A 20,966-nucleotide genomic window follows, 5' to 3' on the forward strand; every position below is an offset into this window, starting at 1 on the left:
TGTAAGGCATTCTTTTTTAAGAAAGTACAAAACACAAACACAAACACAAAACACAAATTGAAATGAAAAAAAATCTATTTATGATAGGCTTTTTGGCGTTGAGCGTAACTCTCGGAGCCCAAATTGTTTGCCATGTAGACACTGACGGGGTTCTCTACGTCGGTAAAGGTTCGTTGTTTTATAATGGCGGTGGTCTTCAGATGAAAGGAAATGCTGTTTTCGAAAACCACGGAAACGTTATGGTAGTTGGAAACGGTACGACAGATGTTTTTAAAACAATCGATGCTGCTGGGGCGGATAAAGTTGAAACGAATGGAGGAGGTAACTTTATTAATAAATTGAATGAGCCAACTGCCTATGCATCAACTAATTCTATTAATCCCACTACGCCGCCCGTTTACACCTATGGGCAGTTATTTATTTCTGGTATCATTCAAAGTAATATTAAAGGTATTGTTGATCAGGAATATCGGCAGGTAAGTCATGGTGCTTACCAGCAGATAGGTATGCCATTTTACAGTAAATCAGCGTCAACTTTAAATTCCGAATTAGGAAAATTTTTTAATACGGTAAGAAGATCAGAAAATGAAATTTTACGTTGGAACAACAGTAGAGTTGTATTTGATAACCTGCCCAATTTGAGTTTTAAACTTGGTGAAGATACAAAAGCGTTTACCTATTTTAGTTTAGGAGGAAAAGCATTGGATGTTTCTTCACTCACAAGAACTTTAAAAGGTAGACCGGTTGCAGATGTTCTTGATGCCGATAAAAAAATAACACTCGAAAACGCAGGAGAAGGTATGTTCTTCGGTGTTGGTGGAAGCGGAATCAACGAATACGGTGGAAGATATAATACCTATTTACAGGATGGGTTCCATATTGCCAGTGGCGGTACAGCATGGAATGGTGATTTTGGTAAAAACATTTATCAGTTTGGCAATCCTTATCTGACTAATTTAGATTTGTCTCAGATCGCTATCGCCGAAGCGAATGGTGACGGTAACAATCTCAGCAATATTTACGGAGTGCGATTAGAGGTTTCAGGAGTGCAATTTAAGCCCAATGAAGTTGGTGGATCAACTTCATATAAAGCAATAACCTTTAATACAGGAGTTGCAACTGGTGATGTAGATTACCAGGTTATCCGCCCAATGGGTACTTTTGTTATAAAATTAAATGACAATATAGCTAAGCCCATTCTCGATTTTTCTACCTTGAGAAGGTTTAAATATCATCCAAGATCAGCAACTACACCATACACTGTTACGGCGGCAAAAGGAGCAGGTAATACCTCTACGGTTAAGCAACTTGGTATTATTGGTCTAGATGCAAATGGTAATGAAGTTGAAAGAACTTATTATGTTGTAGGAGAGACTACTGTATCAGGTAATTCCACCCAGGTGAAAGCTCAGATTGGAGCGCAGGGCGATCAACTTTTTGGCACTTTTGAAGAGGATCCAATCAATGGTGGATATGATAACAATAATGTTTCCTACTGGTTGTATCTTAACGAAGCAAACGAAAATGATTTCAAAGGGAAAAATATTAAAATGGTGAATTACAATTCAAATATTGTAAGTTTCAAATTTGAAATTAGAGAAAATGCTGAGTTGGTTAATGACGCAACTCATTTATTATCGCAGGGAGAGGGCTTTTATTATAGAAAAGAAACCGAATCCACAGCGCACCCCATCATACAGAATGCAATCGTAAACAGCGTTCCGGGAAATTATCAAAATGGGGTAGAATATAATATTTATTATGGTAAGCCCCAAAGCATTGCGTTGGGTACGGATACCAGTTTGAAAAAAAGCAGCACCATTGTAGTCTTCAGTCCAGAGAATGACAACTATTTTGTAATCTTTGATAAAACATGGAAAAATGCAGATATTCAAGTGTATGATATGAGTGGAAAACTTGTACATGATGCTTCTAAAGTTTCAGCGGCAGGTCGTTATGAATTGCCTCTTCAAAGAACTTCTGCGGGTTATATAGTACAGATCACTTCAGAGAAAGGTGAGAAAGTAGTAACCAAAATCCTAAGATAATACAACACAAATTACACAAGATGATGAAAAATATAGTTAAGACATTCGTAACCGCTTTTATTTTGCTTGGCAGTTTTTTATTAAATGCCCAGACACCACCTCCACCAGGTGGCGGTACTGGAGGAACAACCCCCGAAACAGCGGCAGCACCAATCGATATGTACATTTTTATTTTAGCAGCAGCAGCGATTTTATTTATTGTTCTTTATGCTAAAAGAGTACACAGAAAACAAATAGTATAACCTTTTAACAATACAAAGAACTCATTGAATTTACAATGAGTTTTTTTTTATATTTACATTATGAAAAAAGTAATATTTATCTTGAGTTTGTTGGCTGTAAATTCTTATGAAGCGCAGTTTAAAATCAATGTAGAAGTCCCATCTTCCTTTACTCCCAAAGAAGTGTATCTCTATACGCTGAATGGTTCCAAAGATGTCCTGAACAGCAAGGAGATAAAGAAAGGCAATTCATGGCAGATCAATGTCAGTAAACCCTATTCCGGGATGATGAAGCTGTATTTCCCGGAGACGAACGCATCCATTAATTTTATCTCAGAAAATAAGGATGTTAAAATGAAATTTGAAACTGAGAAAGATAAAATCGTGAATATTGATTATATAGACGAAGCAAATTATGTGATGGATCAAATGCAGGATATTCAGAAAAAGAAAGAATATATTTTGCCGGCCTTATATCAAATTAAAGAGTATTACAAAACTAAGAGTGATTTTGCCACGGCCCTCAACAATGAAGTTCTCCGTCTCTCCAATGCTGCGCCAGATCTTAGCAAGTTCCCGTTTGTAGCATATTACGGAAGCAACTATAATAAGTTTTTGGAAAAAAATGCCAATAAGAGCGCTGTTACTCATGACCAAATTATCGATTTTTTGACAAAATCAAATGAATTGCTGGAGAGTTCATCTTTATTGAGGCCTATTCTGGTTGCTTATTTAAATGCCGGTTCCAGTGCCAGCCTATCTGCAGATGTAGATAAGATGTTAAAGGCCGTAAATGTAGAAACTCCCCGCGGACAAACAGTTCTTTCTGAACTTATTGAGATTTTTGATACTTATGCAATGCAGGATTTAAAAGACAAATACCTTACCGAAGCGAAGAATTTGAAATGTACAATTAACGAAAGATTAAAGAATACTATTGAAACAAATATTAATACAGAAATTGGAGCAACATTTCCCAATTATGTTTTCAATAGAGCATCGAATACCAAAGCCAAATCCATTTATGATGTAAAGGCGGATAAGAAAATTATTGTTTTCTGGGCTTCAACATGCTCCCATTGCGAAGCAGAATTACCCAAGATTATCGAGAAATATAGCGCAATTAAAGGGTTGAAGGGTGAAGTTATCGCTTTTTCTTTGGACAGTGATGCCCTGGCGTACGAAAATAAAGCTAAAATGCTTCCCTGGATTAATGATTCTGAATTGAAAGGTTGGAATAGTTCATTCTCAGACACTTATAATGTCCACGCAACTCCTAGCTATTATATATTGGATGGTCACAATAAAATTATTGCCAAGCCGGATCATGCTGCAGATGTAATTTCTTATTTAAAGTTAAATTAATTTTTGCTACCTCGTAAAATATTTTTATATTTGCACCACTCAAAAACGGCGAGGTAGCTCAGTTGGTTAGAGCGCAGGATTCATAACCCTGAGGTCACGGGTTCAATTCCCGTCTTCGCTACAAAAAAGGTCCAGTATTTTTACTGGACTTTTATTTTTGTGTAAATTCTGCTGAGTTCCGTGTTAAAAATGAAATTTAAAATACGGAATCTCCGTTACCATCTTCATTTTTTTATTGCCGTTAGGCTTTCTCGATACTTCAATAAAAGTTCATTTTAACTGTCATAATCAGGACGGTCAAAAAGGAGTGGTACCGAAAGAATAACTTCAGGTTTTGTAAGTTAATTTTAACTAATTATCCTCAGAAATAACTTTGTTATTACAAAATTTATTTCTACATTTACATCGCTTTAAAGATGGCGTCAGCCAGATTGAAAGCATAAATTTTTTTTCATCATTTGTGTTTTTAGAATCGCATCGTAAGGTGCGATTCTTTTTTTGTTGTCACTTACTGATACCGGATAAGCAGATCGATGAAATAGGAATAGGTTATGCTGCCTTCCTGTTGGTTGCTTTTCAGAAATAGATCATTGGTGAATCTGAAAAACACATTAAAAAGTCCTTCGTGCTTTTTAACGAAAAGTTTTTCTGCAATCCGGTCACGTTTCATTCCAATAGAATAGTTTTCTAATATGGTTTCAGCAAATTTCCGGTCATGTTCTGCCAGATAATTAAGCAAAGATTTCAAAACAAAATATTCGGTACTGTATTTTAGATCTGCATTTTTCGAATCCCTGCCAATTAAAAAACCGATGAAATTGGCCTCCTGTTCTCTTGCGTAGCCCAATTGATGGGCGCTCTCATGTGACAGCGTGAAAGGAATATAAGTAGAGGGCAGGGCAGCGTTATACTGCGCTTCAGCTGTAAACGGATTGTAGTATCCTAAGATCCCGGTATAGCTCATGACCGGTTTAAATAAACTCGATTTGAAAGCCCGGGTCCGTGTCCCTTTCTTGTTATTTAAATAAGCGGGGAGTTGAGTCTGATTCTTCAGTATTTCCTCTTTAACAGGCAAATTGTTTGAAACAATGAAAACTCCATTCTGATCTTCTTGTACCAGCGTTCTTGTTTTTTTGCAGCGTTCAAGATATTCTAAGCTGAGGGTTTTTACGTCCTCGATATTGATCTCTTTTTCCGGTAATTTTTCTAAGAGCGGTTTCTGGAAGTAAAGCATTCCCCAAAAAATCTGATAGGTGAAATACAGAATGTTAAGAAGAATTAATAATTTTAAAGAATATCTTTTCCGGCTTCTTTTTTTTATAATTTTAAAAATGAAAAAAAGAAAAATCGCCAATAAGAAAATATAGAATATATCACCGACAGAAAAAGGGATTATAGAAAAGATGTGTTGATGAATTCTTTTCTGAAATTCAAAAATTCTTTCAAAAATACCGACGGCAAAATCGATTTTTGAAAGAATTAAAAACAAAACAAATTGGGCAAGTAATACACCTGCCCAAAATCTTTTTTTATTGTAGATATGACCCTCTTTAATGAGCATTTTCTTTTTGAACTTGATCCAGACTGATTCCCTGCTCTTTCAGTATTTTCGTTACCCGCAAAGCATAGAATACAAGATAGGCAAAGCAAATAACACCTACGATATAACTGAAGTGAATATTCGTGTAATCAGCAAGCATTCCTTGCAGCCAGGAAACGATACCGCCACCCATAATCATCATAATTAAAAAACCAGAACCTTGGTTGGTGTGTTTTCCCAATCCATTAATTGCCAAAGCAAAGATGCATGGCCAAAGGGTGGAGCAAAATAATCCAACACTGGTGAAGGCATATACAGAGATCATTCCCGTGGTCATCATTCCGGTGATTAAGGACAGTATTCCCATTGATGAAAAGATCAGCAGCATTCTTGCAGGATTTCCTTTGCTTAAGATATCGCACGCAATCATTACCAGAATAATCACACCATAAATATAGAAATGGGATAAATCATGCTGTGCAATTGCATTGACCAAAAGGAAAACACCAAATGCTAAATAGGGAGCTAAAAATCTTAAGATCTTTTTTGAACCTGATGTGATGTCAAACGCTTCAACTGCACCGGTCCATCGGCCAATCATTAAAGATGCCCAGTATAAGGAAACGTACGGAGCAATATCTTTGGTTGAAAAACCTAGTGAGTTTTCCATGTAGGCCGGCAAATTACTTGCCGTAGATACTTCTACGCCGACATAGACGAAAATGGCAATCATTCCTAATACCAGTTGCGGATATTTCAAAGCAGAATCTCTGTGCTCACCAGGAACAACATCGTCTGTATCTTCTGTAATCGTTGGTGTAATTTGTGGAAGTGATGAGAATTTCAATAAAATTGCGACCAGAATGAACGCGCCTCCCAGAACCATATAAGGGATTTTTACAGATTCTATACTCGCTTCCGTATTAGAAGCGGTCGCCGAACCGAAAATAGCAAATGCGACGATTAATGGTCCAATCGTTGTTCCCAAATTATTAATTCCTCCCGCCATGGTAAGGCGTTGTGATCCCGTTTCAGTCGGTCCAATTTCAATTGCCAGCGGGTTGGCCACAATCTGTTGTAGCGAAAAGCCCAGTCCCAAAATAAATAACCCTGTAATCATTAAAGGAAAAGAACCCAGATTTGCTGCCGGATAAAACAGTAAGGTTCCCGATGCTGAGATGAGAAGTCCTAAGATCAAACCGTTTTTATATCCGATTTTATTAACTACATCCTGTTTTATGGCTTTAGAAATAAACATATAAATCAGTGATCCCACTGTATATGCGACATAAAATGCCACCGAAACCAACTGACTTTGACCTTGGGAAAGATTAAATGCTTTTTTAAATACCGGGATCAAAATATCGTTGCTCGCCGCAACGAATCCCCAAAAGAAAAATACAGTTACCAAAGGTACAAATTGCCCCCAATTGGTTTGTTTAGAATAATTAGAATTTGTCGACATATTTATTTATTTCTTAAAAACAAATATAGCTATTTTAATTTCTCAAACTGAGCTTTTCAAAATGTTTTTGATCTTTTGGTGTGCTTCTGCTTTTAGCAATTCCGCAGACTGATTGGGTTCCAATACATCATTGAAATAAACTTTCACTTTTCCCGGATGCCCTTTTCCATAATTGAAAGGAAACATCTCCTTTAAACCAACAAATGTGAATACGGCAATCGGGGACTGATGTTTCGATGAAAGTGTAAAAGCACCATCTTTAAAAGAATCCAGCAGTACCGAAGTGTCATCGGGAACCCCGCCCTCCGGAAAGATGACAATGCTTTGTCCTTCTTCCATTCTTTCTGCGCAACGGCGGTACACATCTGCACGGCTGCGGGCAGAAGACCGGTCGACCATCACACAAATCCTTTTATAAATCGTTCCAAAAATCGGAATCTTCACCAATTCCTTTTTCCCGACATAACACAGCGGATGGTGCGGCATCAGAATACACGGCAGCATCACATCCATAATAGAGGTGTGGTTGGAGACAAAAACATACGGTCGATTTTTATCCATCTTTTTATCGGTGAGGTTGATCAGCTCATAGCGGAATCCCATTCCGTAAAACATCCCGAAGCACCATAAACGGATGAAAAAATAGGCATACGGATAATGTTCTTTTTTAATGGAGAACAGCAACACAGGAATGCCCAGAATCGGGGTCAGGACGGCTCCTAAAATCACCATCCAGCCTCGCCAGATATAATTCAAAACTTTTGTCATGTACTTTGAAAATTACTTTTTAGGTAAATTACAGAAGGGCTATTCATTACTCTAATGATTAACCATTGAAAATCACTTTTTTCTTCACCGAGTAATTCAAGACAGAAACCAACAGAATCGCTGCTGTTTTACTTATAACCGCCTGGCTGATAACGAAGAATCCTACATCGATATTCTCTTTGAACGCAAATCTAAAGAAAAGCTGGAAGAAAGTTAAACTCAGCAAAGTTGAGAAAAAAGAAACAAACATAAAGTAAGCAAATTCCTTGCGTTTTGAATGTTTGCCGCGCTCAAAAACAAACCAGATGCTCAGGAAATAATTAGTGATAATTCCGCAACTCGTTGAAAATATATTGCTTAGTGGGAAATGGATCCCGTAATAATTATTTTCTCCGGAAAAAATCAACGGCAGATATACGCTGAATATTTTAAATGAACCGATTTCTATGACAGCACTGAGCCCTCCCGCGATCACGAAAAGTAATACTTGTTTTTGTTTGAGTAAAAGTTCCTTCATATTAATTGTTGCAAATTTAAAACTATATGTTAAACAATCAGAAAAACTTGTTAAAATATTTTTTCGCTTTGATATATTGTTTACTTTTATTTTGTGAAAGAGAGATGTGTGAATGTAACTTTTTCATTTTTAATGAGTTAATGGAGTCTGAGACCAGAAGTAAGTTTTATAAACCAGTCAAAAATTTAATCACGAAAAAACATGACCACACAAAGACCTTACCGAAAATTTACGCCTCAACAAAAGAAAATTGAGGAATTAGAGAAAAACAGCCCCCGATTCAAAAGAATATATTCCGAGTACGAACTGATGTCTGACGAATTATGGAATCTGGAAAATACCGACACAGCCAACATACCCGATGATTTTATGGAAGCGATAAAATTACAGACCGAATATTTAGAAGAAGAAATTGATGACTGGCTTTTAAATAATTCCCCAACGGTAGATTAACCCCTCAATACTGCGGTTTTTTACCGGTGATCACTTTTTTTGAATCTGCCGTAGTTCTTCAATACCGGCTGATTAAATCAGAAGCTTTATCTTTGCAGAAATTGTCGAAGAATAGCTATGAACATCAATCTCAATCAAAATAAAAATCTGAAACTCTTTAAAATTATTTCAGAAGTTGCCGGGAAAAACAACCAAACGGTTTTTATTGTTGGCGGTTATGTGCGGGATTTATTGATGAAAAGAAAAACACCCACTGACATTGATTTTGTTACAGAAAGCAACGGAATCGATTTAGCAAAAGCTGTTGCACACGAAATTAATCCCAAACTGAAAGTTTCTGTATTCAAAAATTACGGCACTGCAATGTTCAAACATGAAGGACTGGATTTGGAATTCGTAGGTGCCCGCAAAGAAAGTTATGCTGAGCATTCCCGAAAGCCTTCTGTAGAAACCGGGACTTTGGAAGACGACCAGAAACGCAGGGATTTTACCATTAATGCCTTGGCGATTTCTTTAAATAAAGAAAACTTCGGTGACCTGATCGATCCTTTTGACGGAATTAATGATATTAAGAAAAAAATCCTCCGTACTCCCCTTGAACCCAGCCAAACGTACTCAGACGATCCTTTGCGGATGATGCGCGCGATTCGGTTTGCATCCACCTTAAATTTCAAAATTGAAGAAAATTCTCTGAAAGCCATTCAGCAGGAAGCAGAAAGAATAAGAATTGTTTCGCTGGAACGCATCATGGTGGAATTCAATAAAATTATGCTTTCCGAAAAACCTTCTCTGGGGTTGAAATTAATGGAACAAACCGGTCTAATGCAACTCATCATTCCTGAACTTACCGCATTGAAAGGAATTGAAGAAGTAGAAGGACAAACGCACAAAGACAATTTCTGGCATACGCTGGAAGTCGTTGACAACATTTGCCAGAATACAGGAAATCTTTGGCTTCGCTGGGCAGCATTGCTCCACGATATCGGAAAAGCGCCAACCAAAAAATTTGTTGACGGAACGGGCTGGACTTTTCACGGCCACGAATTCTTAGGATCAAAAATGGTGAAAAATATTTTTTACCGGTTAAAACTTCCGCTCGGAGCCGACATGAAATATGTTCAGAAATTAGTGAAGTTATCCTCGAGACCTATTGCGCTGGTTGATGATGGAACTTCTGATTCGGCGCTGCGTAGACTTTTGTTTGATGCCGGCGAAGATCTGGAAGATTTGTTTATTCTGAACAAAGCCGATATTACCACCAAGAATTCTTCAAAACAGGCAAAGTTTAAAAAGAATTTCGAATATGTTGCTTTGAAAATTAAAGAAGTTGAAGAAAAAGATCAGGTTCGGAATTTTCAGCCACCCATTTCAGGTGAAGAAATTATGGAAATGTTTAATATTCAGCCCGGCAGAGAAATTGGGATTTTAAAAGAGAAAGTAAAAGAAGCCATTCTGGAAGGCGAAATCGGAAACGATAAAGAAGAAGCGAAAAGTTTCGTGATTCGCGAAGGGGAATTATTAGGATTAATTCTGCAATAAATTCTCTTTGTAAAAACAAAAAAAACTTTGCCAAAGTTCGAAACTTTGGCAAAGTTGATTGAGGTCTTTTATCTGTTTAAAATTGATATTGAGCACCAACGGTATAATTTCTTCCCTTGGTATTAAAGCCAATTACATCAACATAAGAAGTATTAAAAAGATTGCCGATATTTACAAAAGCATCGACGTTTTTAATGATATTCTGATTGATATTGAGGTTAAATAAATTGAAACTTTCTAACTCCACATTTTTGTTGGAAAAAGTAGTAGCGTCGTAATAAGCATCAGTTCTTTTCGATACAAATTGATGAGCGAAATTAATTTTTGTTGTCGAAAAAGGCGAAACTTCAAGATAAGAATTTACCCTTTGTTTCGGTTGACGGAGCATGGTTTCTTCTTTTTCTTTTTCCACAAAAGTGAAATTTCCGCCCAGTTTAAACATTTCGCTGAAACGATAATCTGCGGCGATTTCAAAACCTTTTACTTTATTGTCTCCTACATTTTTAAATTGCCCTGCATAGGTAACAAAATCAACTGTTTGATAAGCAAAAGCTTCTTTTTCCTGTCTTTGGAAAAGGCTTGCGGTAACATTCAGACTTCTGTCTTTTTTTCCGAAACTCAGATCGATTTCGTGTGAAGAGTTGAGTTCAGGTTTCAGGTCGGAATTCGGTAAAGTGTAAGGAAGCGAACCGTAATTTTGGTAAAGAGTTGGGGCAATAAAAGCGGTCGCAAAGGAATATCCTACTTTGAAATAGGTGCTTTCCATTTCATGCAGATAAAACGGATTGATGTTGTACACGAAATGATTTCCAAATTTGGAATGATCGGTCATTCTGCTTCCAAGATCAAGATTTAAACCTTCATAATTGATGTTTGCCGTTGCGAAAACATCAAAATTATTGAGTTTGGTATCGTTCATAATCAAATCATCCTGCATCGAATTTCCACCCCATGGAAGAGATTTTGCGCCCAATTTTTGTGTCTCATACTGTAGTCCTACAATAAAACTGAAGTGATCAGAAAAGGTATAATGATTAAAAAGTTCTGAGAAAAAAGTTCTTCCAGAATAACTGAATTGGTCCTGGTAACCGTTTGAAACAAAGTTCTGGCCTAATCTTTCATTTCCGGAAAACCTTGTATTGAAGGTGATTTCACCTTTGTTGTATTTAAAATTTGCATTTGCTCCGGCATAACTCTGCTCATCATTTCCCCGGTATTTTCCGTCGGTGAAAGCGCCTTCATCGTAATCGAATAAATGATGCTTCCATCCTCCATTCAAATTAACCGTGAAATTATCAGTTTTAAAGCCAAAATTGGCATTAATATTTTGTTTTTCGAAACCGTCTTTATCGAAATTTTCGCCGGTAGCAGAAGAAAAACCTTCGGATTTTTCATTGAATCCGGAAATCTGATAATTGAACTGACTGAGTTTTCCGCGCAGTCCCAAGTTTTGCGCAAACGTATCATAAGAACCGGCTCTTGCGCCTAAAGTTCCCTGAATTTTGTCCACCGAAGAAAATTTAGTTTTAATATTGATGACCGAAACCGTAGCATTTGAACCGTACAACACAGAAGATGCTCCATTTAAAACCTCGATGCTTTCTACATTTTCTAAAGACAAAAGCCGAAGGTCAGCCGCGTTGTAATCATTTCCTGTAACGTCTTTCAAAGGGATTCCATCAATTAAAATTAAAACATTGGCGCTTTTCCCACCGCGGATTTTCATTGATTTTGGCTCCTGAGCGTTGTTGAAATTTCCTGTAATTTGAATTCCGGCTACCTGGTCGAGGACATCGTTTACATTTTGACCTTTGTATTTCTGAAGATCCTCCTGGGAAATCAGTTTTACATTTTTTCCGGTTTTGTAAAGTTGTTGTGGTGTTTTTGAAGCGATTGTTACTTCATCGATCGTGGTTTCCTGTTGGGCAATAATGTTTGAACTTACGACAAGCATTGCTCCAACCAGGATTAATTTTTTGTTCATAAAAAATAATTAGGTTAAAGATGACTTATCGGAAAAAAATGCAGGTAAAAAAACAGAACTGAAAGTTCAGTAATTCACGACTCTTCCTCCGAAAGCGTTTAATAATAATACTTTCAGTAAGGTCTCCTGACTTTCACAAAACTGCACCTTCCCGATTGCTCAGTGGTTGTATCGCAGTTTCACTAATGGTGATTTACAGTTGCGGGGACAGTTTGTGATTCGCACACAATTCCCTTTTCTAAAAGCAGGGCAAAGGTATTGTTTATTTTTTATACCACGAAAACTTCTGAACATTCAGATTCTTATCCTTACTTTTCCTGCGCTGTTTTATTTTTCAGATAATGGTAAGTTTCAATCTGCGACCGTATTTCTTTAGTGTCGGCTTTTACATATTCGTTCGCCATTTTCTTGTCGAGGATTCTGGCTTTTACATTGTCGCTCAGCTGAATTTCCAGTTGGTCTTTGATTTCTTTTTTCAGATTTTTCTGAGTGATTTTTGCGGCGGCTTCAATCCGGTAATCCAGATTACGGGTCATCCAGTCGGCAGAGGAAATATAGACATCTTCATGACCTTTATTGTAAAAATACATGATGCGGGAATGTTCCAGATATTCATCAACAATGCTGATGGCCTGGATTTTCTGTTTGAAATCCTTCTGATTAATCGCGCAGTAAATCCCACGTACAATCATTTTGATCACGACTCCTACTTTTGCAGCCTCATAAAGTTTGGTAATTAAATCCCGGTCGCTCAGGGAATTGACTTTAATGATAATTAAAGTTTTTCTGCCGGATTTGGCTTCTTCAACTTCTTTCTCAATATGGTCAATGATTTTCTCGCGCATGAATTCCGGACAAACCACCAGATTTTTGCAGGATTTCAAAGCGGGAATCACGTCCTGTTTTGGTTTTTTCAGAACGGTAAATATTTTGTTGATGTCGGCCATAATTCCCCGGTCAGAAGTCATTATCAAATGGTCACCATAAATTTTTGCCGTTTTTTCATTGAAGTTTCCGGTACTTACAAAACCATACTGAAGGGTTTTATTGTTGGCTCTTTTTTTAATGACGCAAAGTTTCGCATGAACCTTTTTATTCGGAATCCCCGTTAAAACCTTCACGCCTTCCTGCTCCAGAATCTCTTTCCATTTCAGATTGTTTTCTTCATCGAATCTTGCGCGAAGTTCCAGCATCACCGTCACTTCCTTACCGTTTCTCACCGCATTAATTAAGGCATTGATGATTTTGGAATTGCTCGCTAACCGGTACGCCGTAATCTGAATTGACTTCACGTCGGGATCCATCGCAGATTCCCGCAACAGATCGATGACTGGAGTGTATTTGTGGTAGGGAAAAGTGAGCAGAATGTCGGTTTTCTGAATCACATCGGTAATTCTTTTTCCTACCAGTTCAGGATGGTCAAAAGAGGTCCTTTCAACCGGTTTTTTATAGGTTTCAAACACATCGGGAAACTCCATGAAATGCCGGAAATTATGAATTTTTCCGCCCGGAATAATGCTGTCTTTTTTTGTTAAATGAAGTTTTCTGATCAGGAATTCCAGCAGCGCTTTGTCCATCAGTTTATCAAAAGTGAAACGGGTGGGTTTGCCTTTGCGCCGGGATTTTACTCCTTTTTCTATTTTCTCGGCGAGCGTGGTTTTGATGTCATTATCCAAATCGAATTCGGCATCTTTCGTTACTTTAAAACAGTGCGCTTCAAACTCTTCATAGCCGAAGTAAGAGAAAATGTGCGGCAGATTGTAAATGATAACGTCTTCTAACAACATGACATTTTTTTCGTTGGGGACGGCCGAAGGCAGTAAAACAAACCGTCCGACGATTCGCGACGGAATTTCGATAATCGCAAATTTGCTTTCGTACTGAAATTCTTTTTTCCGCATCGCCACTCCTAAGTAAAGAGATTTGTCCCTTAAATAGGGCATGGGTGAATTGTCATGCAATAAAATCGGGATGACATTGCTTTCTACCACTTCATCAAAATAGGAAGTGACAAACTGTTTCTGAGCGGAGGTTAAATTCCTGGCGGTTTTAATGAAGACTTTCTGGTCGGCCATTTCAACCTGAATTTTCTTCCAGGTTTTCGCGAAATTCTGCTGTTGCCGGATTACAATTTCATTTATTTTCTGCAGAATCTTGGTCGGCGGCTGATAAAAGGATTCCGTGATGAATTTATCTTTGAAATCCATCGCCCGTTTTAAACCGGCCACGCGAACCCGGAAAAACTCATCCAGATTATTGGAAAAAATTCCCAAAAAACGAATCCGCAAATGCAACGGAACATACTCATCCATAGCTTCTTGTAAAACTCTCTCGTTAAAAGAAAGCCAGGTAATATCTCTTGGATTGAACTGATTCGACATTTTTTTAATTATGAATTCAAAAATAGAGATTCCTAATGGGTTTTCAGCGGTTTTTTGATTAAATTGTAGTAATATTATCCTAAAAGTTTGTTAAAACTTTGGTATATTTGAAGGAATTACAAAGATATAACATGAAGTTTTTATTGGACGATGATTTAATAAGCACCACAAAAGCAGAATCTAAAAGATATTACAAAGGGGATATTATTTTACACGAGGGCGACCGTTCCCAATGCTTTTTTTATTTAAAACATGGCGAACTTTCTGTTTTTAATTTAACGGAAAAAGGAAAAGAACTTTTGCAGCACAAAGTGAAAGAAGGTCATTTTTTTGCAGAACCTGCCATTTTGTTAAATGAGCCTGTGCCGGGAAACATAGAAGTGTGTTCTGATAAAGTGGAAATCATCAAAATTGAACGCGAGCGCCTGATTGCTTATTTAAAAGAACACCCGGAAAAACTCTTTGAATTTACGGTTTCTATCGCTAAAAAATCCATTAAAAAAAGTCACTTACTCAAGCAGATTGTTTTGTTTAATCCGGAAGACCGCATTCTGCTGCAGCTGCGTGATTTTAAAAGTGAGAATGGCTGCGACGGCGAAAAAATAATGATTAATTATACCAGGAAAGAACTTTCCCACATGACCGGACTGAGAATTGAAACCGTTATCCGGACCATTAAAAAAATGGAAAAAGAGGGAAAACTTGAGATTGTTAACGGTAAAATTTTCATTTAAATCATGACGGGAGTCATATCCGTAATCTGTTTTTTCAGCATAATTTTGTAGGATGAAGAATATTATTTTTTGGCTTCGGTTTTCAGTTCTTAACTTTTTAATCGTTGCGGTACTGGGTGTTTTGATGAGATATAAAATCGCCTATTCACTGCCGATAGTTGATCAGAAACATGTGCAGGAAGCGCATTCTCATTTCGCTTTCTACGGTTGGATTACACAGATTATTTATGTGCTGATGATCCGGTATTTGCACGGGATTCTTTCTGAACAGCAGTTGAAAAAATACCATGCTTTACTGATTGTCAATGCGGTGTCGGCGTACGCGATGATTCCGAGTTTTATTTATAATGGCTATTACTGGGCATCTATTGCCGCCTCAACTGCCGCTTTGCTGACTGGTTTCGTCTTCTTCTTTTTCTTAGTGAGAGATTTGCGGAATAATCACGATTTGGCAAAACCGTGGTTTTTGGGAGGATTGTTTTTCTCTGTTATTTCCTCGGTCGGCGTTTTTGGACTCAGTTATATGATGGCTTCAGGAAATATGCCCCAAAATTTATATCTGGCTTCCACTTATTATTACCTGCATTTTCAGTATAACGGATTTTTTATTTTCAGCTGTATAGGATTACTTATTCATTCACTAAAGGAAATCGGAGCTGAAATTTCTGATCAGGAAAACAAAATGATTTTTTGGCTGATGTTTACAGGCTGTTTAGTTGGTTTTGGACTTTCGGTACTTTGGATGAAAATCCCCCTTTGGATTTTTATCGCCATTGTACTGGCGACGGTCGCTCAGACTTTTGGAGCGGGCAAACTATATCTATTGGTCAAAAGAAACTGGGCGAAACTGGTTCTTCATTTTTCTGCGTTACAAAGGTTGGTCTTAATGTATGTCGGTTTTGCATTCTTCGCGAAAACGCTTCTGCAGTTGGGATCTACCATACCGGCATTAAGTCAGTTTGCCTTTGGATTCCGGAATGTAGTGATTGCCTATCTGCACTTAATTCTATTAATGTGTGTTTCGGTGTTCCTGATCAACCAGATTTTGGCAACCAACGTTTTCAAAATGACCAAACCTGTGATTACCGGACTTAAACTTCTGCTTCTCGGGATTTTCTTAAATGAAGCTGTCCTTGGATTGATGGGGATTTTCTCGATTAAATATATTTCAATTCCTTTTACCCCGGAAATACTGTTGGCGGTTTCTTTATTAATGTTGATTTCGCTGGGAATCATCCTATTCAATTTAAAAAAGAAGGCCTAAAAAAGCTTCCTGAAACTGAATTCCGGGAAGCTGAACAAAACATTAATTAAATTTAAACAACTTATTCGATCCTTAATTGGGTAAGATGACGCTGTCAACAACGTGAACAATTCCATTGGACGCGGGAACAGATGCGATAATATTTACGGTACCGTTCACCACCGGTTTTCCATTGACGATTTTAATGCTGATGGGCGTTCCGTCGACCATTCCCAGACTTTGACCATCTGTAAGCTGATCGGTTTTTATCACTCCGACATAAGTGTGGTGGCCCAGAATGTCATTTAATTTTTCAACGTTTTCAGGTTTCATTAAATCATCTAGAGTTCCTGCCGGAAGTTTGGCAAACGCTTCATTGGTAGGTGCGAAAACGGTGAAAGGTCCGGCGTTGCTTAAAGAGGTCGCTAAACCTGCCGCCTGTACTGCTTTTACCAAAGTCGATAAATCCGGATTGCTCACCGCCAGTTTCACAATGTCGGGAGCGCTGTCATTATCCACAACTGCTTCCTGGCCACCGCCGACCGCTTCTGTGCCTGTGGTTTCAGTCGCAGCTGCTATTGTCTCATTCTTCGAGCAGGAAGAAAAAGTGAGGGCAATCAGTGCGAGCATCATCATTGATTTTTTCATAGCTTTTATTTTATGGGTTAATTTTTAAAAATTGAAATTGAATCAGTTTTTTTAATCTGAGATAAAATTAAGCTGAAAAATCCGTAAGCTGCTATGACTGTAATCACATATCAAACAATTAATTAGGTGAGTTTTATCAGTTTTTATAAAGCGTTCTAAAATACTTACAGATCTTTTTTATTGAACATAATCAGTGACCATAAGAACGGAACCAAAGTCCAGATTCCTAAGATGATGATGGATATCACCATGCCGCCGCCTGAACCAAAAACCTGTCTGAAAATCGCACCGGCCTGTCCCAGCATCGCGGCCACATCTAACTGAAGCAGCACAAAAATTCTGGAAAGTCCAATCGGATTAACTGCCGCCAAAGTGGCCATGATGCCTTCAATCGGATAATCGGTGAACTGAAACATTAAGACCAATAAAATCCCGTCGTAGATAATGGCGAAAAACATCCAGATGAAAATGGAGATCCCGATTCCTTTGGCGCGGTCTCTGCTGAAAATGGCGGCTAACATCGCTAAAGAAGTAAAAATAACCGACAGAAAAACGCCCGTTATCAACAAAGAAATCCCGGTCGCAATCGAAGAATATAACAGGATCGGAATCCCGCATCCGATTAAAAATGCTAAAATAAGAGCCGTAGCAAGTCCCAGAAAAAGATTGAACCAAACCTTGCCGCGCGGAACGGGTTGGCTCAAAAGCAATTCGATAAACTGACTGCTGTTATAAACGTAAATCGTCGAGAAAATAATACTGACTAACGGAACCACCAGCAAGACCACATTCAGTAAACTCAGCGTGGCTTTGGTGTAATTGTTATCCAGTCCTAAAACGGACCAGGAAATAATGAAAAGTAAAACCGTATAAAGAATCACGATCTTATTTTTTAAAATGTCAAATAAAATAAAGCGGGCTATTTTGTTCATTTTTTCATTGCTTTTAAGATGGAAATAATCCCGTCGGAAATTTTTTCGGTATTGGTTTCCTTTTTCAAATCTTCTACGGATTGGTGCACGACCACTTTGCCTTCGTTCATGAAAACGATTTCGGTGATGATATCGTCCAGTTCGCTCAGCAGGTGAGAAGTGATGATGATGAGTTTTCCTTTGTTTTTCTCCTTGATGATTTTGTTTTTCAGGATTTCTGTCGCCAGTGGATCCAGGCCGGCGGTAGGTTCATCCAGAATAATTACTTTAGGATTAAAAAGAAAAGCGAGTACGGCGCTTACTTTCTGCGTGGTTCCGCCGGAAAGCGTCCGCATTTTTTTACCGTAGATATTTTCAAGTTCGAATGCTTCCAGAAGTTCAGTGTCAAGATAATCGCTGCTGTTTTTGCGCGTATCTTTGATCATCTTAATGGTTTCCTCGATGGTCATGTTTTCGGGATATCGTCCTATCTGTGGCATATAGCCGATGTTTTCCCGGTATTTGTAATCGTCTTTTACACTTTTGCCATCGACCAAAATATCGCCCTCTTCAACTACATTTAAACCTAAAATGCATTTAATCATGGTGGTTTTTCCACAGCCGTTTGGGCCTATTAGTGCGATAGAATGGCCGTTTTCAAAGGATAAATCAATCCCGTTCAGGGCGGTGAACTTTTGGAATTTCTTCGTTAAATTTTTAATTTCAATCATATCATTGAGATGTTAATTTTCAACATCAACTTTCATTAAATTTTTCTTTTGCCAAAGTTTTAAATAAAAATCCTACAGATTATTTTTAAAGCGGAGAGGTTTCATCAGCGGTTGATCATCAACAAAACTTTCAGGCGTCAAGCTCGGAATTATTTTTTCCGTCCGGTCCAGCATGTCTACCATAAAACTTCTGAAGAGCAGCATCACCGATGGATTCTGTTCCACCAAAACCGAGTATAAACTCAACGGATGAAAGGGCACATCGCCGATCTTATCTTTATTCAGATCATAGCCTTCATATTTGTCCCAGTAATTAAACCGGAAATCGTTCATCACGGTAGAACCGTTGGTGCTGACATCGAAAGTATTATTGATGAAATTATTTCTGATGACTTTATTTTCCATACAGTTTGAGTTGATTTTTATCGCCCACCCGTTGTTTTCGAACTGGTTATTGTAAAAATCGATTTTAGTGGCGCCGTCGGCAAATATGGCGGTGGTGTTGTTGGTGAAGGTATTTCCTTTGATCTTGCTGAATGAAATTTCTTTTAATAAAAGTCCGAAAACACTGTCGCCCCAGTTGTTGATGAATTTGTTGTGGTACATGCTCACATTCATGGCGTACATTACGGCCACACCGGCTTCATTATTATCAAAGACATTTCCTGTGTAAACACTGTCATTGGAAAACATAAAGTGCAGCCCGTACCGGAGATTGTGTCGGGAAAGGTTGCGATAGACGAAGCATTTTGCATTTTTTTCGAGGTAAATTCCGTCTTTGTGCCCGCTGATGTAATTGTTTTTCACCCAAATTTCACGGCTTCCCAAAAGATGGATTCCGTCGCCGATGCTTTCCTCAGAAGTGCCGCGGTTGCTGGTGATTTTGTTATTGCTGATCATACAGCGCAATCCTCTCTGAACATAAATTCCGAAATGGTTGTTTTCAAAAATATTATTATCGATGACCGAATCGGCGCTGGTGTAAATATGCACGGCGGCCACACTTTTGATTTCGTCTCTGCCGCTGTTGATCAGTTTAAATCCTTTCAAAGTAATACGGTCAGCCTTAAAGGTGATGATTTCTCCGTCGAGGTTTCCGTCAATTACCGGTCGGTCTATTCCGATCAGGGTTAATGATTTTTCGATATCGATGGTTCCTTCCCGATAATGGCCCTTCTGCACGAAAATAGTGTCGCCGTTTTTTGCGGCGGCAATGGCTTGTCTGATGGTTTTGTACTGCCCGTTTTTACCGACTTTTAAAACTGCGGAAAACGCAAAAACCGGTAAAAGTATAAACAGTAAACAGGATATTTTATTTTTCATATTTCATACCAACTGCGATCCTTGGGGGATTACAAGTTTGCAGATTGTTATTGGAGTAGGGTTGCGTGTAATTCGGTCGCTGCTTTTTCTGCAGAGGCTTTGTCTTTGTAAGCCTGTGTGTTTCCGCCCATTGGACTTTTAATGTCGCCTCCTTTAATAAAAGTGGCCGTATTGCTTTCTATAAACGCTCCACTTGGGAAATCGGCCACATATGCTTTTGCATTACCGGTGGTTTCGGGATTAGAAGTTTGGTAATCCTCCATGCAGTGGATATCATCAAATTTATAAAGTCTGCCTTTTTCGGTAATTAATTCGGTAGCGTATTTCGGCTCGGTAATGGTCATTTTGCAGTTGTCGCACTGGTCTTTGCCCACCGCAATTTCCTGAGGTCCGGTTTTCGTACATGCGGTCAAAGCAATCATGCTGCCTGCTAAAAATAATCTTCCTAATAATTTCATAATTTTTAATTTTTTTAAATAGATAATAAGTTGAAATAATGGAAGGTCTCAAACTGCTTTTTTAGCAATTCTGTTTTCCATCAATGCTAAGATAATCAAAATAACACCAGCGCCAATCATGATGCCGCCTCCAATATTGGGATAAGACCATACTTCAAAATTAAGCAATTGTTTATAGCCGAAAAGTGGAGGTTGGTAAGACATTCCGGGAACGATAATCGCTGCATGAGGATTCAGGTTGTGGCCGTAATCGTAGAGCCACCGCCAGAAATCAAATACGAATCCTACACCGAAGAGTAAATAGATGCCGGTTAGGGTATAAAGAAGTTTCCGGCTGTTCAAGAAAGCGGCCAAAAAACAGAGAAGTGCAAAAATTCCTAATGCGTAAGGCAGGATTTTGAATTCCCAAAATTCGTCGGCGTGTATTTCTTTCATCCCGATATAATGATTCAGACCGTTAATGATTGCGTATTCTCCGGATATTTTATCGGCGTGGATGAACATCGCTAGGCCTTCCGGATATTGTGGCGCGTTGAGATAGATGGACCAGATGGGCACAAAAATCGCAACAATTAATCCGATGCCCAAAAGGATAAGAAGTATTTTACTCCATTTTTGGATTGCGTTTGTTTTCATT

At 38.2% G+C, this 20,966-nt stretch carries 19 protein-coding genes, 1 tRNA gene and 1 riboswitch; of the genes, 8 read left to right on the forward strand and 12 right to left on the reverse strand.

The features are described from left to right. The first annotated feature begins 80 nt into the window (after positions 1-80). The 4 genes from NBC122_RS06740 (at position 81) to NBC122_RS06755 (ending at position 3,755) form a co-directional block, all read left to right on the forward strand. Positions 81-2,048 carry a T9SS type A sorting domain-containing protein gene (locus tag NBC122_RS06740; RefSeq protein ID WP_165983202.1) on the forward strand — a complete coding sequence of 656 codons (1,968 nt, stop codon included), beginning with the start codon at positions 81-83 and terminating at the stop codon, positions 2,046-2,048. A 20-nt stretch (positions 2,049-2,068) separates the two neighbouring features. Beyond that, positions 2,069-2,290, forward strand: a complete 222-nt coding sequence (locus NBC122_RS06745) for a signal peptidase (RefSeq protein ID WP_246012472.1) — start codon at positions 2,069-2,071, stop codon at positions 2,288-2,290. 60 nt (positions 2,291-2,350) lie between these two features. Then, positions 2,351-3,634: a TlpA family protein disulfide reductase gene (locus NBC122_RS06750; protein ID WP_133439655.1), complete on the forward strand. Its 1,284-nt coding sequence runs from the start codon at positions 2,351-2,353 to the stop codon at positions 3,632-3,634. A 47-nt stretch (positions 3,635-3,681) separates the two neighbouring features. Continuing rightward, positions 3,682-3,755: transfer RNA gene (locus NBC122_RS06755), tRNA-Met, on the forward strand. A 387-nt stretch (positions 3,756-4,142) separates the two neighbouring features. Here the strand turns inward: NBC122_RS06755 and NBC122_RS06760 are convergent. Genes NBC122_RS06760 through NBC122_RS06775 form a run of 4 tightly spaced genes read right to left on the reverse strand, consistent with a single transcriptional unit; the run spans position 4,143 to position 7,924 of the window. Then, positions 4,143-5,195, reverse strand: a complete 1,053-nt coding sequence (locus tag NBC122_RS06760) for a DUF3810 domain-containing protein (protein WP_133439656.1) — start codon at positions 5,193-5,195, stop codon at positions 4,143-4,145. Next, on the reverse strand, positions 5,185-6,639 hold the full coding sequence (locus NBC122_RS06765) for an MFS transporter (RefSeq protein ID WP_133439657.1): 1,455 nt from the start codon (positions 6,637-6,639) through the stop codon (positions 5,185-5,187). The genes NBC122_RS06760 and NBC122_RS06765 overlap by 11 nt, the downstream gene beginning before the upstream one ends. 42 nt (positions 6,640-6,681) lie before the next feature. Beyond that, complete coding sequence (locus tag NBC122_RS06770) at positions 6,682-7,407, reverse strand: lysophospholipid acyltransferase family protein (protein ID WP_133439658.1); 726 nt, start codon at positions 7,405-7,407, stop codon at positions 6,682-6,684. Positions 7,408-7,465: 58 nt separating this feature from the next. Continuing rightward, positions 7,466-7,924, reverse strand: a complete 459-nt coding sequence (locus NBC122_RS06775; protein WP_133439659.1) for a GtrA family protein — start codon at positions 7,922-7,924, stop codon at positions 7,466-7,468. Between the two features lie 201 nt (positions 7,925-8,125). Between NBC122_RS06775 and NBC122_RS06780 the strand changes: the two genes are divergently transcribed. Further along, positions 8,126-8,377, forward strand: a complete 252-nt coding sequence (locus NBC122_RS06780; RefSeq protein WP_133439660.1) for a hypothetical protein — start codon at positions 8,126-8,128, stop codon at positions 8,375-8,377. Between the two features lie 117 nt (positions 8,378-8,494). Then, positions 8,495-9,916: a CCA tRNA nucleotidyltransferase gene (locus NBC122_RS06785; RefSeq protein ID WP_133439661.1), complete on the forward strand. Its 1,422-nt coding sequence runs from the start codon at positions 8,495-8,497 to the stop codon at positions 9,914-9,916. 76 nt (positions 9,917-9,992) lie between these two features. Here the strand turns inward: NBC122_RS06785 and NBC122_RS06790 are convergent, their stop codons facing one another. After that, on the reverse strand, positions 9,993-11,900 hold the full coding sequence (locus NBC122_RS06790; protein ID WP_133439662.1) for a TonB-dependent receptor plug domain-containing protein: 1,908 nt from the start codon (positions 11,898-11,900) through the stop codon (positions 9,993-9,995). 99 nt (positions 11,901-11,999) lie between these two features. Next, positions 12,000-12,193: riboswitch (cobalamin riboswitch) on the reverse strand. A 15-nt stretch (positions 12,194-12,208) separates the two neighbouring features. Further along, complete coding sequence (ppk1, locus tag NBC122_RS06795; RefSeq protein ID WP_133439663.1) at positions 12,209-14,281, reverse strand: polyphosphate kinase 1; 2,073 nt, start codon at positions 14,279-14,281, stop codon at positions 12,209-12,211. Between the two features lie 131 nt (positions 14,282-14,412). On the opposite strand from ppk1, the gene NBC122_RS06800 reads away from it, so the two are divergent. Both NBC122_RS06800 and NBC122_RS14445 read left to right on the forward strand, forming a co-directional pair. Then, positions 14,413-15,015: a Crp/Fnr family transcriptional regulator gene (locus NBC122_RS06800; protein WP_133439664.1), complete on the forward strand. Its 603-nt coding sequence runs from the start codon at positions 14,413-14,415 to the stop codon at positions 15,013-15,015. Positions 15,016-15,067: 52 nt separating this feature from the next. Further along, on the forward strand, positions 15,068-16,279 hold the full coding sequence (locus NBC122_RS14445) for a hypothetical protein (protein WP_185145780.1): 1,212 nt from the start codon (positions 15,068-15,070) through the stop codon (positions 16,277-16,279). 72 nt (positions 16,280-16,351) lie between these two features. Here the strand turns inward: NBC122_RS14445 and NBC122_RS06810 are convergent, their stop codons facing one another. The 6 genes from NBC122_RS06810 to NBC122_RS06835 all read right to left on the reverse strand — a co-directional run bounded on the left by NBC122_RS06810 (position 16,352) and on the right by NBC122_RS06835 (position 20,965). Continuing rightward, positions 16,352-16,906, reverse strand: a complete 555-nt coding sequence (locus NBC122_RS06810) for a fasciclin domain-containing protein (RefSeq protein WP_133439665.1) — start codon at positions 16,904-16,906, stop codon at positions 16,352-16,354. Positions 16,907-17,070: 164 nt separating this feature from the next. Next, positions 17,071-17,838, reverse strand: a complete 768-nt coding sequence (locus tag NBC122_RS06815) for an ABC transporter permease subunit (protein ID WP_133439666.1) — start codon at positions 17,836-17,838, stop codon at positions 17,071-17,073. Beyond that, positions 17,835-18,548, reverse strand: a complete 714-nt coding sequence (locus NBC122_RS06820; protein ID WP_133439667.1) for an ABC transporter ATP-binding protein — start codon at positions 18,546-18,548, stop codon at positions 17,835-17,837. Before NBC122_RS06820 ends, NBC122_RS06815 begins: the two co-directional genes overlap by 4 nt. Before the next feature lie 72 nt (positions 18,549-18,620). Continuing rightward, positions 18,621-19,871: a nitrous oxide reductase family maturation protein NosD gene (locus NBC122_RS06825; RefSeq protein ID WP_133439668.1), complete on the reverse strand. Its 1,251-nt coding sequence runs from the start codon at positions 19,869-19,871 to the stop codon at positions 18,621-18,623. 47 nt (positions 19,872-19,918) lie between these two features. Continuing rightward, entirely contained in the window at positions 19,919-20,329 is a 411-nt protein-coding gene (locus NBC122_RS06830; RefSeq protein ID WP_133439669.1) for a nitrous oxide reductase accessory protein NosL, read from the reverse strand. A 48-nt stretch (positions 20,330-20,377) separates the two neighbouring features. Continuing rightward, positions 20,378-20,965, reverse strand: a complete 588-nt coding sequence (locus tag NBC122_RS06835; RefSeq protein ID WP_133439670.1) for a hypothetical protein — start codon at positions 20,963-20,965, stop codon at positions 20,378-20,380. Between the last annotated feature and the right edge of the window lies 1 nt (position 20,966).

Source organism: Chryseobacterium salivictor, assembly GCF_004359195.1.
Lineage (GTDB): Bacteria > Bacteroidota > Bacteroidia > Flavobacteriales > Weeksellaceae > Kaistella > Kaistella salivictor.

Coding starts and splice junctions, on each gene's coding strand:
- NBC122_RS06790 (WP_133439662.1), bottom strand. CDS start 11,900: ATGAACAAAAAATTAATCCTGGTTGGAGCAATGCTTGTCGTAAGTTCA.
- NBC122_RS06815 (WP_133439666.1), bottom strand. CDS start 17,838: ATGAACAAAATAGCCCGCTTTATTTTATTTGACATTTTAAAAAATAAG.
- NBC122_RS06740 (WP_165983202.1), top strand. CDS start 81: ATGATAGGCTTTTTGGCGTTGAGCGTAACTCTCGGAGCCCAAATTGTT.
- NBC122_RS06780 (WP_133439660.1), top strand. CDS start 8,126: ATGACCACACAAAGACCTTACCGAAAATTTACGCCTCAACAAAAGAAA.
- ppk1 (WP_133439663.1), bottom strand. CDS start 14,281: ATGTCGAATCAGTTCAATCCAAGAGATATTACCTGGCTTTCTTTTAAC.
- NBC122_RS06835 (WP_133439670.1), bottom strand. CDS start 20,965: ATGAAAACAAACGCAATCCAAAAATGGAGTAAAATACTTCTTATCCTT.
- NBC122_RS06800 (WP_133439664.1), top strand. CDS start 14,413: ATGAAGTTTTTATTGGACGATGATTTAATAAGCACCACAAAAGCAGAA.
- NBC122_RS06785 (WP_133439661.1), top strand. CDS start 8,495: ATGAACATCAATCTCAATCAAAATAAAAATCTGAAACTCTTTAAAATT.
- NBC122_RS06820 (WP_133439667.1), bottom strand. CDS start 18,548: ATGATTGAAATTAAAAATTTAACGAAGAAATTCCAAAAGTTCACCGCC.
- NBC122_RS06810 (WP_133439665.1), bottom strand. CDS start 16,906: ATGAAAAAATCAATGATGATGCTCGCACTGATTGCCCTCACTTTTTCT.
- NBC122_RS06745 (WP_246012472.1), top strand. CDS start 2,069: ATGATGAAAAATATAGTTAAGACATTCGTAACCGCTTTTATTTTGCTT.
- NBC122_RS06825 (WP_133439668.1), bottom strand. CDS start 19,871: ATGAAAAATAAAATATCCTGTTTACTGTTTATACTTTTACCGGTTTTT.
- NBC122_RS14445 (WP_185145780.1), top strand. CDS start 15,068: ATGAAGAATATTATTTTTTGGCTTCGGTTTTCAGTTCTTAACTTTTTA.
- NBC122_RS06775 (WP_133439659.1), bottom strand. CDS start 7,924: ATGAAGGAACTTTTACTCAAACAAAAACAAGTATTACTTTTCGTGATC.
- NBC122_RS06830 (WP_133439669.1), bottom strand. CDS start 20,329: ATGAAATTATTAGGAAGATTATTTTTAGCAGGCAGCATGATTGCTTTG.
- NBC122_RS06760 (WP_133439656.1), bottom strand. CDS start 5,195: ATGCTCATTAAAGAGGGTCATATCTACAATAAAAAAAGATTTTGGGCA.
- NBC122_RS06750 (WP_133439655.1), top strand. CDS start 2,351: ATGAAAAAAGTAATATTTATCTTGAGTTTGTTGGCTGTAAATTCTTAT.
- NBC122_RS06770 (WP_133439658.1), bottom strand. CDS start 7,407: ATGACAAAAGTTTTGAATTATATCTGGCGAGGCTGGATGGTGATTTTA.
- NBC122_RS06765 (WP_133439657.1), bottom strand. CDS start 6,639: ATGTCGACAAATTCTAATTATTCTAAACAAACCAATTGGGGGCAATTT.